The organism is Caballeronia arvi, from assembly GCF_001544695.2.
Taxonomy (GTDB): domain Bacteria; phylum Pseudomonadota; class Gammaproteobacteria; order Burkholderiales; family Burkholderiaceae; genus Caballeronia; species Caballeronia arvi.
Genome location: NZ_FCOM02000001.1, coordinates 542,457 through 557,411, shown reverse-complemented (window position 1 = coordinate 557,411; position 14,955 = coordinate 542,457). Strand labels below are relative to the sequence as shown.

Genomic DNA, 14,955 nt, shown 5'->3' with positions numbered 1-14,955 from the left:
GTGCCCAGTGGGTCAGGCCGGGCCGATCAGGCCTTTGACCGCGTCGAGCAGTTCGTCGATGGAAAGCGGCTTGCGCCGGAATTGCGCGTGCGGATGCTCAAGCACCGGCGCGTGGGCCGCCGCGCTCATCAGGATCACCGGCACCGCGCCGAGCCCGTCGCTCGCGGCGAGCTGGCGGATCAGCTGGACACCGTCCATGTGCGGCATCATCCAGTCGGTGATGACGAGCGTGGGCGGATTCGAGCGCGCGGTGTCGAGCGCCGTGCGCCCGTTGGATGCGGTCACGACCTCGTAGCCCTCCATTTCGAGCACGAGCCGCCACGTGGTCAGAATGTCGAATTCATCGTCGACGACGAGGATCTTTTTCATGCGCGCGCGCCGGGATCCGCCACCGAGAGCGCGGGCGTCGTCGACGGTTGCCCGGACAACAGACCTGTCGCGCCGATGAAGCCCTCGCTGATATGCAGGCCGCGCGCATCGATCGTGAGCCGGCGGATCGCGGGATCGTGCGGGCCCTCGCGCTGCTTCACGATCGACATCATGCGATAGAGCGAGGAGTTCGCCTCCACGTAGCGCATGAGCACGATGTTCTCGGTCAGCGCGGACGCGCGCAGCGTCGCGGGCAACGCGGCGTCGCCGTAGAGCGGCAGCTCCTCGGTGAGAAGCGTCGTCACGCCCGCATCGCGCAGGCGGTGCGTGAGCGCGTTCAGGAAGAGCCCGAAGCGCTCCGTGCGATTCGCGGACTGATGAAATCCGTCGATGCCGTCCACCACGAGGCGCGACGCGTTCGTATTCCGGACCGCGTTCATCAGCTCGACGGCGAGTTCGTCGATCGCCAGTTCGACGGCCGGATGCCAGTGAATCGACAGGCGTCCTTCCGTCACGGCCGGGGCGAGATCGATACCGACCGAGCGCGCTTTCGCGAGGAGCCGCTCGGGCGACTCGTAAAGCCCGAAGTACACGCAGCGCTCGCCGCGTTCGACGCCCGCCTGCAGAAACTTGAGCGACAGCAGCGTCTTGCCGATGCCCGACGGCCCGATCAGCGTGGTTGTCGAGCCGCGCACGACGCCGCCGCCGAGCATCTGATCGAAATCGGGAAAGCCGAAGGCGAGCTTGCTGCTGAAGTCGGGCACGCCTCCGGCACTGGCAGGCGTCGCCTCGATGCGCGGGAAGGTCACGAGACCTTCTCCGGTGATCCTGAAAAAATGCTTGCCGAGCAGATGATCGCGGGCGCGCAGCTTGTGGACTTCGATTTCGCGGGCGCGCCGCATGCCCGTGTTGTAGCGGTTCAGCTCGATGAGCCCGTCGACGAGCGTGTGCTCGGGATGCGGCTCGTTGCCGGACAGCGGCGCGAGGATCAGCGTCGTGCAGCGGGCGGCGCTCACGAACGCGGACAGTTCGTGGATGAACTGCGACAGTTCGAGCTCCGTCGAGCTGAATTCGCGCGCGCTGCGAAAACCGTCGATGACCATGAAGCGCGGCCGGCTCGACTTGATGGTCGACGCGATCAGCGCGAGAAAACCGGACAGGCCGTCGCGCATCAGCTCGTGATAGCCGGAGACGAAGAGCATCCGGTCGGAGATCGCGTCGGCGTCGTAGAACGAGAGCGCCTTGAGATGAGACAGCAATTTGGTGTGCGATTCGGCGATCAGCGTGATGTACAGCACCATGTCGCCCTGAGCGACGCGGTGAAAGCCGATCTGCGAGGAAAGGATCGTCTTGCCTGCGCCCGCCATCCCTTCGATCAGATACAGGCCGCCTTCGACGAGGCCGCCGCCCAGAATGTCATCCAGACCTGTGACGCCGGTCGTGACGTTGCCGTCCATGGCGGCGGGCTGCCTGGGTTGATCGGTCGGAAGATTGTCGTCTTGAGTCATGGCATTTTCGTTTTTACTTGGGCGTTGCTGCATTTTTGCGAAGGCGCATTATGGCTGACTCCCGGCAAGCTGTGGCTGCATGTCATCCCTTTCCGCGTGTGCCTTATCGCGCGTGGCGCCTTCGCGCACCGTCGCTGCGAGATTCGCGGGCATGCCGGAACTGTCACGCTGCAGAGTGAATGTTTCTGGTTCGCATTTTTCACGCCTGATCTTGCGCAATGCTTAGGCGGGTTGCGTGGAAACAGGGAATCTTTGAGAACCTTCTCATGGGCAAGTGACGCGAAGGCTGTTGGAATAGCGAGCTATGTCGTAGCCGCGTGTTGCTTTCGGCGGCTCCTTTCCGGCGCTCGAGCGCCCTTCTGATCGTTCCCTAGCCATGTTTCGTTCACACCCGATTTCGGGCGCTTTCGCGCTCGTCGCCTGCCTTTTTTCTTTTTTTGCCGTCAGCGCCGGTACGGTACACGCCGTCGAGCCGCCGCCCGACGCGCGCATTCTGTCGGCCGCGCCGTTCGTCTATCAGGGCGACCGCGAGATTTTCTCGCGCATGAGCGTCGAGCCGTCTGACGCGCGTATCTTCAGGCCGCAGCAACCGTTGCGCAGCGCCGGCGAGCCGCACCTGAACGAGCGTCTGAAGCGCCAGTCAATGATTTGATTCCACGCAATTCCGAATTTCGAATAGCGCTTTGAATCGCCTAGCATTAACGGCTTGGTAACACCATAATCCTTTCCGGGCGATGTGGTTTATCGTGACGGAAAATCGCAATGAAACGCCTGGTAATTGCGAATATCGCGCTGATCTTGTCCGGTCTTGCTGGCCCGCTCGTGCAGGCGCTGGCGGCCGGCGATATGCGCGCGGACGCATCGTCGAATATGCCGGAGGGCGCGGCGGCGAGGAATAGTGATGTCGCGGAACTCGAGCATCTGATTGCCGCCGGGAAAATTACCGAATTGCGCAAGAGTTTCAATGGCAGCTACGGCGCGAGTCTTTCGTATTTTCCCGAGCAGATGACTTATTACGCCGCACTGTTTCAGCAAAGCACGATCTGGCGCGTCTTCAAAACGCAAAATGACGGGCGTGCCGAAGCGGTGTATTTCGATTTCGCCAAGACCTCCATGACGCTCGCCGATGCGGAAATCAAGCGCATCAAGCTCGAAGCCGAAAAAGCCTATGCCGACAGGCAGATTGCGGTTCAGCAGGAGCGCGCCGGCCGGCTGCAAGCGGATCTCGATATAGCGCGCGCGCAGCAGGGCCAGGTGACGAGCTATCAGCAGGAACAGCAGAATGCGGTCCGCGAACTGCGAACCGAGCAGGCGGCCGCGCAGGCGCAGCTTCGCGCGCTGCAACTACGCGTGCAGGAACTTCAGAAACAGGCCGATGGCGATCTTCCCGCTCCTGCCAAATAGAGGCTTTGCGATGCATTCGGCGGACGCTTAAATTTGGGAGTTGTCCGCTTAAGACGCGACGACCCGCGCGCTACAATCGCGCAACTTTTTGGATGGCTTGACGAGCAATGAACACATCCGAAACCGATCCACGAATCTGCCTGCCTCTTTCAGGAATGAATCCGAGCCTGAAAATGAGGCGCGCGCTCGGCGCGCACCGCGCTTTGGAATTGACCTGCATGAACATCAAGATGATCACGAAAACCCTCGCCGTTGGTCTTACCGCTGTTGCAGTGCTTGCGGGCTGTTCCACGACGACCGGGCCGGCTTTCAATATCCGCGAAATTCAAATGTCGAACGGGCAAAAGGCATTTCGCGCTGAATGCTTTGGGATTTTCGAAAGTGGCAGCGCATGTATGACCGCCGCTCAGAAAATGTGCGGCAGCAAGAACGTCGCTTTGCTTCAGACCTCAGCGGGGACGATGGCACCGAGCGACCCGCGCGACGTGATTTTCACGTGTGATACGCCGGCGCAACCTGCACCGGTGACGCCGCCGCCCGCGCCGCAGCCGGCGCCGGCGGCGCCCGCACCACGCAAGGTCGTGCTGGATGAGAAGACGAACTTCGCGTTCGACAGCGCCGCACTGACGCCCACAGCGAAGGACGTTCTGGACAAGCTCGTCGGAGAATCGCAGGGCACGAAGTTCGCGTCGGTCACCGTCGAGGGATACACGGATTCGACCGGTCCGGATGCGTATAACGTCAATCTGTCCCAGCGTCGTGCGCAAGCCGTTCTCGACTATCTGAAGGGTCATGGCCTTGACGCCGCCAACTTCTCGGCGAAGGGTTTTGGCAAGTCGAACCCGATCGCATCGAACGCGACAAGCGAAGGCCGCGCTGAAAACCGTCGCGTGGAAGTGACGCTCACGCCGTAATAGCCGCCGCACCGCATCAACGAAAAAAGCCCGCGAACCGGAAGGTTCGCGGGCTTTTTGTTTTTGCACTGAATGTGCGTACCTCAGAAGAGCGCGAGTTGTTCACGCCCCGGCCCGCCTTCCAGCGTGAGCAAGTGCCGCTTGCGCTCCACGCCGCCCGCATAGCCGGTGAGTTCTCCATCGACGCCGATCACGCGATGACACGGCACGATGATCGCGACAGGATTGCGCCCGTTCGCGCCGCCGACGGCTCGGGATGCGCCCGCGGGCAAACCGAGCCGGCGCGCGAGATCGCCGTAGGTCCAGGCATCGCCGAAAGGAATCTGCCGGAGCGCGTTCCACACCTGCTGCTGAAAAGTCGTGCCGCCGAGCCGCAGCGCGATCGAAAATTCCGTGCGCGCGCCTGCGAAGTATTCGTCGATCTGCTCACGCGCTTCGACGATCACGCGCGAGCGGGGCGCCGTGTCGGACAGCGTCGGCTCGGACAGGCCGTCAGGAAAGTGTTTCTGGCCGACAAAGAAGAGCCCCGTCAGACAGTCGTTCTCGGCGCGATACAGAATGTGCCCGAGCGGGCTCGGGCCGACATGGCATTCGATCACTTCGCTTCTCCGCACGGCCTACACAACGGAACCATTGTAGGGCGCGTCAGATGAACGGGTTGTCGGCTGTACCGGACGGCGCGCTCGGCTCGTCGGGCAGCTTCGCGGGCAGCGACGCGTCGTTTTGCAACGCGTCGACGATCGCGCCGAGCGCCTTGTGCAGTGCGAGCGCGTTCGCGAGACCGGCCTTGTCGCGCGTGATCGTCAGATCGCCGCTAACCGACAGGCGCTTCACGCCGTTCTCGATGTTGATCGCGTCACCCGCGATGTTCATCACATCCGTATCGTTGGCAAAGGGTTTAAACACCGCGCAATCCTCCAATTCGTTTGTCTTTCAGTCCGTCCGGAATGCCGGGAAACGTGAGGCCGCTCATCGTTTCGAGCTCGCGCACGGTTTTCATCGTGTACGTGTTCGTCGGTGTATTTTCGACGATCACCGCGAACGCGACCTGACGCTGCGGCAAATAGACGACCTTGTACAACTGCGTCGGCACGAACACGCGCGATTCGCCGATCGTCTGCAACTGACGCCCCGAAAAAAGCGGTCCGGTGACGACATAGGCTTCGCCCGATTCTTCCGTGAGCCTGCGCACCGCTTCTTCGATGCGCGACCAGATGCGCCGGTTGTTCGACGGGTCCTGCGGTACGATATTCGCGAGCGAGAATGATTCGGCCATGCCTTTCTTGCTTGCGCGATCGCCCGCGGGGCTCATATGGCCGCGGTCGTAGCCGCTCTTCTTGTAGTCGGCGAGCTGTGCGCTATCACCGGACGGCAGACGCTTGTCGACGAAAAAGCGATTGGTGCGCGTGTTGCTCTTCGCTTCATCGACACTCTGTGAGGTCAGATGTTCCGCCGACCAGAGCGGTCCTTTCGTGATGCCGGAGTGAAGCAGCGCGAAGTCGGAATAGCAGATTTCCTGCGTCGCCGCGCGCATCTTCGAATTGGCGACGACCGGCGCGCGGCCGTTCGGGCTGAACTGCGGGCAGTCGCTCGCGAATGCGCCGGCACTCACGAAGCCGATGAGCGCGGCGGCGAATGCCTTGATACGGAATTGCATGCGTTGGAATCCGGGCTGAATGCGATGCATGAAAGTGCGCGCCGCGTTGCATCCTTGCGCGGCGCGCGGGGCCGTGAAGTATAAGCGCTGAAAACCACGCGCGGCACGCAAACGCGCATGAAATACAGGCGCGCTAGAATGCCTCGGCCCGTCGTCATTTCAAAATCAAAATGAATCCAGCGCGCAGCAAGTCCGTCGTTCGATCCCTGATGTCGTGTCTCGCGATGCTCTTCGCCTTGCACGCGCATGCCGATGAACCCGCGCCGTTGCCGGGCAACGACGGCCCCGCGTACGGCCCCGAACTGCAGGGCTTCGACTATCCGTATCCGGTCGCGCGCTTCTCGCTCACATCGCAACGTCAGGTCGTGCGCATGGCGTATATGGATGTGCATCCGCTGCATCCGAACGGCCGCACCGCCGTGCTTCTGCACGGCAAGAACTTCTGCTCGGCGACATGGAAGCAGACCATCGGAACCTTGAGCGATGCGGGCTATCGCGTGATCGCGCCGGATCAAATCGGCTTTTGCAAGTCGACGAAACCCGAGCGCTATCAGTACAGCTTCCAGCAGCTCGCGCGCAACACGCATGCGTTGCTCGCGGCGCTCGGCGTGTCGAAGGCGACGCTCATCGCGCATTCGACGGGCGGCATGCTCGCCGTGCGCTACGCGCTCATGTACCCGCGCGAGACCGAGCAGCTCGTGCTCGTCAATCCGATCGGACTCGAAGACTGGAAGGCGAAGGGCGTGCCGTCGATTTCGATCGACGACTGGTATGCGCGCGAGCTGAAAACCAGCGCCGACGGCATTCGCCGCTACGAGACGAACACGTATTACTCGGGCCAGTGGCGCGCCGATTACGAGCCGTGGGTGCAGATGCTCGCGGGCATGTATCGCGGGCCGGGCAAAGACATCGTCGCGTGGAATTCGGCGCTGCTGTACGACATGATTTACACGCAGCCCGTCGTCTACGAATTCGATCAGCTGAAAACGCCGACGCTGCTGCTCATCGGCGGCAAGGACAACACGGCGATCGGCAAGGACTTCGCACCGCCGGAAATCCGCCCGACGCTCGGCCGCTATCCCGATCTCGCGAAGCTGGCGAAGGAGCGCATCGAGGGCGCGAAGCTCGTCGAGTTTCCGGAACTCGGGCACGCGCCGCAGATGCAGGATCCGGCGGCATTTCATAAGGCGTTGTTGGATGGCCTCGCCGCGTTGAAGCCGCTATCGAACTGACCCGGCGCACGCCGCGCGCTCGATCGCGGGCACCTGAACCGCCAGCGTGATGCCGCGCGCCACCATGAAAATGGTGAGCGCGAGCCACAGTCCGTGATTGCCGAGCGATCCGGCGAGCGCCCACGCCGCGAAGAGAAAGACCGCGAGCGAAACGGCCATCGCTTTCATCAGTTCGTGCGTGCGTGTCGCGCCGATGAACACGCCGTCGAGCTGAAAGCCCGCGACGGACGCGAGCGGCAATATCGCGGCCCACGGCAAAAAGCGCAGCGCTTCATGCCGCACGACGGCCTGATCCGTCAGCGCGCCGATGATCCATCCGCCGCTCACCCAATAGACGATCGAAAAGCCTGCCGCGCCGATCGCCGACCAGAGCATTGTCACTTTCACGGCCTGACGGAACGCATGGCGGTCGCGCGCGCCGGCCGCCGCGCCGACGAGCGCTTCCGCTGCGTGCGCGAAGCCGTCGAGCCCGTAGGACATGAACGTCTGGAAGTTCAGCAGGACGGCGTTCGCAGCGAGAACGGCATCGCCCTGACGCGCGCCGAGATGCGCGAACCAGCCGTACGACCCGAGCAGACAGATCGTGCGGATGAAAATGTCGCGATTGATCGCGACGAGCCGGCGCATCGCGTGGGCATCGAACAGTGCGCGCGGCGCGAGCGGTGGCAGGCCGCGCGGACGGCCGTGCCACAGTATCGCGAGGCCGAGCGCGAAGCCGCAGAAATCCGCGAACGCAGTCGCCGCGCCAATACCTGCAATGCCCCAGCCGATCCGATACACGAACAACAGCACCGCGACGATGTTCACCAGATTGATGAAAATCTGCGTGACGAGCGCGAGCCGCACGCGCTGGCAGCCGAGCAGATACCCCAGCACGACATAGTTGCCGAGCGCGAATGGCGCGGCCCAGATGCGCGCGTGGCAGTATGCGCTCGCGGTGTCCTGCACGGCCGCGCTGCCGCCCAGCGCAACGAGCGCATAACGAATCACCGGCACCTGCAGTGCGAGTACGGCTGTGCCGATCGCGAGCGCGAGCAGCATCGCGCGCAGCACGCTCGCGCGCAACGCGTCGTCATCGCGCGCGCCGAACGCCTGCGCGACGAGCCCCGTCGTGCCCATGCGCAGGAAGCCGAAGCCCCAGAACACGAAGCTGAACACGAGCCCGCCGAGCGCGACGCCGCCCAGATACTGCGGCCCGTCGAGATGACCGGCGACGGCCGTATCGACGGCGCCGAGAATCGGCTGCGTGAGATTGGCGAGCACGATCGGAAACGCGAGCGTCAGCACGCGCTTGTGCCAGTGCATGGGGACTGCATTCATTTGATCTTGTGAGGTGGTCTGCAAAAGCAAGCGCGTCATTGTCCCAGACCACGCGCGCCGCGCCATGCCGCACGAACGCCGATAATGCGCGTCATGAAAACATTTGCGCTCTATGTCGTCACGGCCATCGCCGAGATCGCCGGCTGCTATTTCCCTTATCGATGGCTCAAGGCGGGCGGCTCGCCGTGGCTCATCGTGCCGGGCGCGCTGTCGCTCGCGCTGTTCGCGTGGCTGCTGACGCTGCACGATACCGCCGCGGGGCGCATCTATGCGGCGTACGGCGGCGTGTATATCGGAGTGGCGATCGCGTGGCTGTGGGCCGTCGACCGCATCAGGCCGACGGCGTGGGATCTCACGGGCGCGGCGATCGCGCTCATCGGCATGGGCGTGATCGCGTTTCAGCCGCGCGTCTGACGCGATTCCGGCTTCATGCTTCGAGCGCGAGCAGCGCGAACGTCGCGAGCCAGTGCTCGCCCATGTAATCGCCCGCGACATGCGCGATTCCCGAAGCCAGATGTTCGCCGGCGCTGGTTTCGAGCACCGCGATGCGCGCATCGCCGGCCGGCAGCGCCCGCGCGATCGTGCGCTGGCACCACGCGCGGCTGAGGTTCAGTCCGTCGAGATGCGCGAGCTTGCCGTCGCTGCGGTCGGTGACGGTCGCGGGCGTGAAGAGCGTCGCGGGCTCGCGCGCCGCGATACGCGGCAGGAACCGGTCGAACCAGCCGACGAAACCGTCGCCCGGCAGCACGTGGCGCATCAGCACCGCTTCCATCAGCGACGGCGACAGGAATTCGTCGCCCGCCGGCTCCCACGCCTGGCAGCCTTCGTCCTTCCCGAACCAGCGCAGCGCCGTCTCGCTCAGCAGGCGCTCGAAGTCCGCGTTCCGCGCGACGCGCGCATAGCCGATCGCCAGCGTCAGCGCGAACGCCATGTTGAAGTGCGTGCCGACGCGCAGCGGATACGTCGATTTCGGCAGGAATTCCTCGAAGCGCGCGACGAAGGCATCGGCGAGCGGCTGGAGCGTGCGGGCCCAGCGCGCGCCTGCGTCGGACTGCATCGAGCGAAGCTGACCCGCGAGCGCGAGCAGCCACGCCCAGCCGTAGGGCCGCTCGAAACCGCGCGCGGCGGGGCGCTGCAGATAGGCGACTTCGGCCGCGACGTTCGCATCGGTGAAATGCGCGTCGATCACCGCGCGGCTACGCTCTGCCTCGGGCAAGCCGGGAAAGCGGTCGTAAAGGCGCGCGATCAGCCAGTAGCCGTGCACGCAGGAATGCCAGTCGAAGCTGCCATAGAAGATCGGATGCAGCGCGCGCGGGCTTTGCACGTCGGCTTCGCCCGCCATTACGTGATCGAGCTTGTTCGGATATTCGCGCGTCAGGTGGCCGAGCGCGACCTGCGCGAACTTCGACGCGAGCGCGGCGTCTAGCGTGATCGGTTGATGCGGATTCATACGGTCCTCGTCGATGCGAATCGTGATCCCGAGACTTTATCGATAAATAGTCGGCGAAATCTCGACTAAGGGTAATTACTTAGCACGACTGCGACCGGGGCGCACCACAAGCCTGCAAACCGCAGTGGAATGCTGTAACGACAGGCCTGAGCGAGCGCCGGACGCCATCGCCGCAAAACGGCCGGCACGAAATTTCGCATGCCACGAGCGCGCGCTCTCTGCCGAACCGTCGTATAAACTTGCGCCCGAACGCCGCCAAGAGCGCTCGCACCGGGGTCACGAGCCCCGGCAAACGCCATCCAGACAGTGACCAAGAGCCCAGAAACAACATGACCGACATTCACGCTTATTCCCCCGAGGACACCCGGCGCCGCGTTTTCGCTATCGTCGGCGCCTCGTCGGGCAACCTCGTCGAGTGGTTCGATTTCTATATCTACTCGTTCCTCGCGCTGTATTTTTCGGCGGCGTTTTTTCCGGGCGGCAATCCGACCGTGCAACTCCTGAACACAGCGGGGGTGTTCGCGGCAGGCTTCCTGATGCGCCCGATCGGCGGCTGGCTGTTCGGCCGCATCGCCGACAAGCACGGCCGCCGCAACGCGATGATGATCTCCGTCCTGATGATGTGCGGCGGCTCGCTCGTCATCACCTTCCTGCCGACCTACGCGTCGATCGGCGCGTGGGCGCCGTTCCTGCTGCTGATCGCGCGCCTGTTCCAGGGTTTGTCGGTGGGCGGCGAATACGGCACGAGCGCGACCTACATGAGTGAAGTCGCGCTGCGCGGACGTCGCGGCTTCTTCGCGTCCTTCCAGTACGTGACGCTGATCGGCGGGCAGCTCGCCGCGCTTCTCGTGCTCGTGGTCCTGCAACTGTTCCTGTCGACGGAAGAGCTGAAGGCGTGGGGCTGGCGCGTTCCGTTCTTCATCGGCGCGTGCGCGGCGCTGGTTTCCCTGTATCTGCGTCGTTCGCTCGACGAAACCTCGACCGCCGAAACGCGCGATCGCAAGGAAGCGGGCACGCTCAAGGGCCTGCTGCAGCACAAGGGCGCGTTCATGACCGTGGTCGGTTTCACGGCGGGCGGCTCGCTGATTTTCTACACCTTCACGACCTACATGCAGAAGTACCTGGTCAACACGGCCGGCATGCACGCAAAGACCGCCAGCAACGTGATGACCGCCGCGCTCTTCGTCTATATGCTGTTGCAGCCGTTGTTCGGAGCGTTGTCGGACCGCATCGGGCGCCGTGCGTCGATGCTCTGGTTCGGCGGCCTCGCGACGATCTGCACGGTGCCGCTGCTGCACGCGCTCTCCACCGTGACGAGCCCGGTCATGGCCTTCGTGCTGGTGGTCGCGGCGCTCGCGATCGTGAGCTTCTACACGTCGATCAGCGGTCTCATCAAGGCGGAAATGTTCCCGCCGGAAGTGCGCGCGCTGGGCGTCGGCCTCTCGTATGCGGTCGCCAATGCGGTGTTCGGCGGCTCGGCGGAATTCGTCGCCCTGAAGCTGAAGTCGATCGGCAGCGAATCCACGTTCTTCTGGTACGTGACGCTGATGTGCGCGATCTCGCTGATCGTCTCCTGGCGCATGCTCGATCCGAGCAAGGAAGGCTATCTGCGCAACGAGCCCTGAATTGGCTGGCGGCGTGCGGATGACGGCGACACGGCCGCCGTCCGCATCCCTTGCCGATGAAGGTAGTATGGTGTTTTATGCGGTATGTAGGCGACGCACCGGCCACGGTGCACGATCACACGAGAGAAGCGCGGGAACCGGATATGCATGCGCGCGCAGCCGCCGCGCGCAACGCCGGTGCGCACATTCGGGCGCGTCGGTCTGCGTGGAGCCAGTTCATGGAAGATTTCGACGAAACGCTGTTTCTTGTCTGGCGAGCCAACCTGAACGTTCTGGTCGGCTCGCCGGGAGGCGCTGGACGCCTCGCGCGCATGATGAACTTCTCGCCGACGTTCATGAAGCTCATCGTCGCCGGTCAGCGCGACTTCAATGAGGAGTTCGTGCGCGGCATCGAGCTCGTCACGGGCCTGCCGCCGCACTGGATGGACGAACGCCGCGACAGCGACGAAGTCCCGCCCGACGTGCAGCGCGCGATGGACGAAGAAACGCCGATGGCCGTGTTTCGCGGCACGGCCCATCCTGCGCCGAAGCGCTCGGTGCTGCGCGGCCCGGAGCCGCTGCTTTCGCAAACCGAGGCGACGCGCCGCGTCGCCGATCTCGCCCAGCAACAGGCCGAACTGAACCGCCGCGAGTTGCTCTTCCGTAAGAATCGCGAATTGCTGTCGCAGGATTTGCGCCGCATGGAGCGTCAGCTCGGGCTGCTGCAGGTCGAAGGCATGCAGCCGAAAGTCGATGACCTGCTCGCCTCGGATCGCATGAGCGAAGCGGCGAAGGCCGATCTGACCGGTCGTCTCGAACAGATCGACAAGCACGTGAAGCTGTTACATCAGCATGTCGAGAAACTGGTGGCGCTGCTGTCGAGCCCGGACGAGCCCGAACTAGGCGAATGATTACTTCTTCTTGACGTCCTTCAAGGGTTCGCGCTCGGGATGCACTGCAATCGGATCGCTCGCGGGGAAGGTCTCTTCCAGCGCTTCATCGAGCAAATCCTCTTCGTTCTGCGCATGCGGCTCAGCCTGCTTCGAACGTTCCTCTCGGTTGGCTTTCTTCATGGTGCGCTCCGTGATGCGAAGTCAACGAATCATCATCGTCGATTCAATATAGCAGTCCCGGGAAACGCGCGCAGTCAGCCCTCGCGACGGTAATCGGCGGGGCGCACGCCCGTCCACTTTCGAAAAGCCCGCCGGAATGCGCTCGGTTCCGCGAAGCCGAGCGCATCGGCGATCTGCGGAATCGTTTCCTGCGTGTGCGCGAGGCGCGCGATCGCGAGATCGCGTCTCAGCGCGTCCTTGATCGTCTGATACGTCAGCCCTTCCTGCTTGAGGCGCCGCCGCAGCGTCGCCTCCGCCATGTTCAGCGCCGCCGCGATGTTCTCGGCTTCGGGCCAGTCCGTCGGCGCGGTCTGCTTCAGGCGCGCCTTGATGCGCGCCGCGAGCGAATCCGGATTGCGATATTTCACGATGAAGTTCGCCGGCGCGTCGCGCAGGAAGCGCCTGAGCGTCGTGCCCGTCTGCACGACCGGCAGCGCCGCGCAGTCGGCCGATAAATCGACGAACGAGCGCGGCGCGTGAAAGCGCAGGTCGTCGCAGAACATGAGCCGGTATTCGTCGCTCGCCTGCGGTTCCGGACAGCGCAGATGCGCCGCGAGCACCGGAATGCGCCGCCCGACCAGCCAGCACAACAACCCATACACGAGGATGAAGCCGGTCGCGTAGGCGAACATCGTTTTGGGCGTGGCTTTGTCGTCGAGCCAGATGCGCACGCGCTTGTCGTCGATGTCGGGCGTGAAGGTCAGATCGTCGAGCACGAGGCGCAGGAAGTTCGCGATGCGCGCGAGCGCCTGCGCGCCGTCGCGTGCGGAGAGCGCCGCATGACACAGGAGCACGAAGCTGCCGCGGCGCATCGGGTGCGCGTCCTGGCCGAAGAACTCGTCGTCGAGCGCATCGGCGGTGGCGTTCCACAGCTTGCCGTATTGCACCGGCGACACGCGTGCGCGCGGCGAATCGAGTGTCGCCGGCGCGATGCCCGCGGCGGCCAGCAAGCCCTCGCGCGCGACGCCGCGGGCCTCGGCGCAGTGCAGCGCGGCTTCGACGAGACTGACCGAAATCGAGTCGCGCTCGATGTTGCGTCCGTGAGTTGGGGTTGTCACTAGGTGGCCAAAGCGCTCAGTTAGCGTGATCGTTTTGGGCATCGGCTAATGTCCGGCGATTGCCTAGACTCGTGCCCAGACGGCCCATCCGCCCGTCCGATGGCGGCGAGAAAGTGTATCCGATCGATGCCCGGAAGCCGCCACAACTCAATCACCTGAAATCGAAACATGATCGACGCTTTCCTCACCGAAGAGCAGCGCATGATCCGCGACGCGGCTCGCCAGTTCGCCACCGAAGTGCTCGCGCCGAACGCGGGCCAGTGGGACAAGGACTGCGCCATACCCGACGCCGTCGTGAAGCAGCTCGGCGAGCTCGGCCTGCTCGGCATGATCGTGCCCGCCGAACTCGGCGGCACGTTCAGCGACTACACCGCCTACGCGCTCGCGATGGAAGAAATCGCTGCCGGCTGCGCGTCCTGCGCGACGCTGATGAGCGTGCACAACTCCGTCGGCTGCGGGCCGATCCTCGCGTACGGCAGCGACGCGCAAAAGGCCGAATGGCTGCCGAAGCTCGCGAGCGGCGAGATCATCGGCGCGTTCTGTCTGACCGAGCCGCAGGCAGGCTCCGAGGCGAACAACCTGCGCGTGCGCGCCGTCGAAAAAGACGGCACGTGGGTGCTTTCGGGCAGCAAGCAGTTCGTGACCAACGGCAAGCGCGCGGGCGTGGCGATCGTTTTCGCGGTCACCGATCCGGAGCAGGGCAAGCGCGGCATCTCGGCGTTCATCGTGCCGACGAATACGCCCGGCTTCAACGTCGGCGCGCCGGAGCACAAGCTCGGCATCCGCGCCTCCGACACCTGTCCGATCACCTTCGACGATTGTGCGATTCCCGCCGCGAACCTGCTCGGCAAGCGCGGCGAGGGCCTGAAGATCGCGTTGTCGAATCTGGAAGGCGGGCGCATCGGCATTGCGGCGCAGGCGCTCGGCATCGCGCGCGCGGCTTTCGATGCATCGCGCGCGTATGCGAAGGAGCGCGTGCAGTTCGGCAAGCCGATCCAGGAGCATCAGTCGGTCGCGAACATGCTCGCCGACATGCAGACGCAAATCAACGCCGCGCGCCTTTTGATCCATCACGCGGCACGTATGCGCACGGAAGGCGTGCCGTGTTTGTCGGAGGCGTCGCAGGCGAAGCTGTATGCATCGGAAATGGCAGAGCGCGTATGTTCCGATGCGATCCAGATTCACGGCGGCTACGGCTACTTGCAGGACTATCCGGTGGAGCGTCACTATCGCGATGCGCGCATCACGCAGATTTATGAAGGCACGAGCGAAGTGCAACGGATGGTGATCGCGCGCAACGTTTGACCGGTACACAAAAACGATACGG

Annotated in this window: 17 protein-coding genes; 8 read left to right on the top strand and 9 right to left on the bottom strand. The window is 63.9% G+C overall.

Going from position 1 to position 14,955, the window contains the following annotated elements; translation table 11 throughout:
• Positions 1 to 12: 12 nt before the first annotated feature.
• On the bottom strand, positions 13 to 369 hold the full coding sequence (locus AWB74_RS02465; protein WP_061145131.1) for a response regulator: 357 nt from the start codon (positions 367 to 369) through the stop codon (positions 13 to 15).
• Complete coding sequence (locus tag AWB74_RS02460; RefSeq protein ID WP_061145130.1) at positions 366 to 1,877, bottom strand: ATPase domain-containing protein; 1,512 nt, start codon at positions 1,875 to 1,877, stop codon at positions 366 to 368. The genes AWB74_RS02465 and AWB74_RS02460 overlap by 4 nt, the downstream gene beginning before the upstream one ends.
• Positions 1,878 to 2,253: 376 nt before the next feature.
• On the opposite strand from AWB74_RS02460, the gene AWB74_RS02455 reads away from it, so the two are divergent.
• The 3 genes from AWB74_RS02455 (at position 2,254) to AWB74_RS46335 (ending at position 4,195) form a co-directional block, all read left to right on the top strand.
• Positions 2,254 to 2,529 carry a hypothetical protein gene (locus AWB74_RS02455; protein WP_061145129.1) on the top strand — a complete coding sequence of 92 codons (276 nt, stop codon included), beginning with the start codon at positions 2,254 to 2,256 and terminating at the stop codon, positions 2,527 to 2,529.
• A 110-nt stretch (positions 2,530 to 2,639) separates the two neighbouring features.
• Positions 2,640 to 3,281 (top strand): DUF2968 domain-containing protein, encoded by a 642-nt coding sequence (locus AWB74_RS02450; RefSeq protein WP_061145128.1) that lies wholly within the window; start codon positions 2,640 to 2,642, stop codon positions 3,279 to 3,281.
• 461 nt (positions 3,282 to 3,742) lie between these two features.
• The gene (locus AWB74_RS46335) at positions 3,743 to 4,195 is read left to right on the top strand and encodes an OmpA family protein (protein WP_160110224.1); all 453 of its coding nucleotides are present in this window, start codon (positions 3,743 to 3,745) and stop codon (positions 4,193 to 4,195) included.
• Positions 4,196 to 4,278: 83 nt separating this feature from the next.
• On the opposite strand, the gene AWB74_RS02440 is transcribed toward AWB74_RS46335, so the two are convergent.
• The 3 genes from AWB74_RS02440 to AWB74_RS02430 are packed head-to-tail and all read right to left on the bottom strand — an operon-like array spanning position 4,279 to position 5,852.
• Complete coding sequence (locus AWB74_RS02440; RefSeq protein WP_061145126.1) at positions 4,279 to 4,794, bottom strand: methylated-DNA--[protein]-cysteine S-methyltransferase; 516 nt, start codon at positions 4,792 to 4,794, stop codon at positions 4,279 to 4,281.
• A gap of 46 nt (positions 4,795 to 4,840) precedes the next feature.
• A complete protein-coding gene (locus AWB74_RS02435) occupies positions 4,841 to 5,101 on the bottom strand; it encodes a hypothetical protein (RefSeq protein WP_061126758.1) in 261 nt (86 codons plus the stop codon).
• Positions 5,094 to 5,852, bottom strand: a complete 759-nt coding sequence (locus AWB74_RS02430) for a DNA/RNA non-specific endonuclease (protein ID WP_061145295.1) — start codon at positions 5,850 to 5,852, stop codon at positions 5,094 to 5,096. The genes AWB74_RS02435 and AWB74_RS02430 overlap by 8 nt, the downstream gene beginning before the upstream one ends.
• Before the next feature lie 224 nt (positions 5,853 to 6,076).
• On the opposite strand from AWB74_RS02430, the gene AWB74_RS02425 reads away from it, so the two are divergent.
• Entirely contained in the window at positions 6,077 to 7,084 is a 1,008-nt protein-coding gene (locus AWB74_RS02425) for an alpha/beta fold hydrolase (protein ID WP_235024466.1), read from the top strand.
• Here the strand turns inward: AWB74_RS02425 and AWB74_RS02420 are convergent.
• Positions 7,073 to 8,404, bottom strand: coding sequence for an MATE family efflux transporter (locus tag AWB74_RS02420; RefSeq protein ID WP_061145293.1), 1,332 nt, complete (start codon positions 8,402 to 8,404; stop codon positions 7,073 to 7,075). The genes AWB74_RS02425 and AWB74_RS02420 overlap by 12 nt on opposite strands.
• A gap of 93 nt (positions 8,405 to 8,497) precedes the next feature.
• On the opposite strand from AWB74_RS02420, the gene AWB74_RS02415 reads away from it, so the two are divergent.
• Positions 8,498 to 8,818 (top strand): YnfA family protein, encoded by a 321-nt coding sequence (locus AWB74_RS02415; RefSeq protein WP_061145292.1) that lies wholly within the window; start codon positions 8,498 to 8,500, stop codon positions 8,816 to 8,818.
• A 13-nt stretch (positions 8,819 to 8,831) separates the two neighbouring features.
• On the opposite strand, the gene AWB74_RS02410 is transcribed toward AWB74_RS02415, so the two are convergent.
• On the bottom strand, positions 8,832 to 9,854 hold the full coding sequence (locus AWB74_RS02410; protein WP_061145125.1) for a DUF2891 domain-containing protein: 1,023 nt from the start codon (positions 9,852 to 9,854) through the stop codon (positions 8,832 to 8,834).
• A 329-nt stretch (positions 9,855 to 10,183) separates the two neighbouring features.
• Here AWB74_RS02410 and AWB74_RS02405 point away from each other — a divergent pair, with 329 nt between their 5' ends.
• Together AWB74_RS02405 and AWB74_RS02400 are read left to right on the top strand one after the other, a co-directional pair.
• Complete coding sequence (locus AWB74_RS02405; RefSeq protein ID WP_061145124.1) at positions 10,184 to 11,479, top strand: MFS family transporter; 1,296 nt, start codon at positions 10,184 to 10,186, stop codon at positions 11,477 to 11,479.
• 218 nt (positions 11,480 to 11,697) lie between these two features.
• Positions 11,698 to 12,369, top strand: coding sequence for a hypothetical protein (locus tag AWB74_RS02400; RefSeq protein WP_061145291.1), 672 nt, complete (start codon positions 11,698 to 11,700; stop codon positions 12,367 to 12,369).
• Here AWB74_RS02400 and AWB74_RS46815 read toward each other — a convergent pair whose 3' ends face one another.
• Positions 12,370 to 12,531, bottom strand: a complete 162-nt coding sequence (locus AWB74_RS46815) for a hypothetical protein (protein ID WP_200821912.1) — start codon at positions 12,529 to 12,531, stop codon at positions 12,370 to 12,372. It lies immediately after the preceding gene.
• A gap of 74 nt (positions 12,532 to 12,605) precedes the next feature.
• On the bottom strand, positions 12,606 to 13,628 hold the full coding sequence (locus AWB74_RS02395) for an AraC family transcriptional regulator (RefSeq protein ID WP_061145123.1): 1,023 nt from the start codon (positions 13,626 to 13,628) through the stop codon (positions 12,606 to 12,608).
• A 171-nt stretch (positions 13,629 to 13,799) separates the two neighbouring features.
• On the opposite strand from AWB74_RS02395, the gene AWB74_RS02390 reads away from it, so the two are divergent.
• On the top strand, positions 13,800 to 14,933 hold the full coding sequence (locus tag AWB74_RS02390) for an acyl-CoA dehydrogenase (protein WP_061145290.1): 1,134 nt from the start codon (positions 13,800 to 13,802) through the stop codon (positions 14,931 to 14,933).
• Positions 14,934 to 14,955: the final 22 nt, after the last annotated feature.